At 71.8% G+C, this 358-nt stretch carries 2 pseudogenes; both read left to right on the forward strand.

Annotated elements, in window-relative coordinates:
* Nucleotides 1-230, forward strand: a pseudogene (locus ACLZOT_RS50655) (Bcr/CflA family drug resistance efflux transporter); the annotation flags it as partial.
* Nucleotides 170-358 (forward strand): annotated as a pseudogene (locus tag ACLZOT_RS50660) (esterase); the annotation flags it as partial. The pseudogenes ACLZOT_RS50655 and ACLZOT_RS50660, both read left to right, overlap by 61 nt.

Raw genomic sequence — 358 nt, forward strand, 5'->3', positions numbered from 1 at the left:
GCACCAAGCACGCCGCCGGGTCCGCCTCCGCGCTCCTCGGCACCTCCTCCTTCCTCATCGGCGCCGTCGCATCGCCCCTCGTGGGCATCGCCGGCGAGGACACCGCCGTCCCGATGGCCGTCGTCCAACTGGCCGCAGCACTGGTGGCGCTGGCCTGCTTCATGGCAATGTGCCGTCCTTGGAACAGACGTGCGGACAGACGTGCGGGTGCGGAGGGAGCGGACAGCTGAGCGCGCCGAGACTGCGCGGGGACACGCCGGAAAAGGCCGGACTCGACCCCGAGGAGATCCGACATCTCGTCCGCGAGGTCCACGACCTCACCACCGGCTCCCGTCCCTGGGCGGCCGGAGCGGTGCTG

This window comes from Streptomyces sp. 4F14, assembly GCF_048159485.1.
GTDB lineage: Bacteria > Actinomycetota > Actinomycetes > Streptomycetales > Streptomycetaceae > Streptomyces.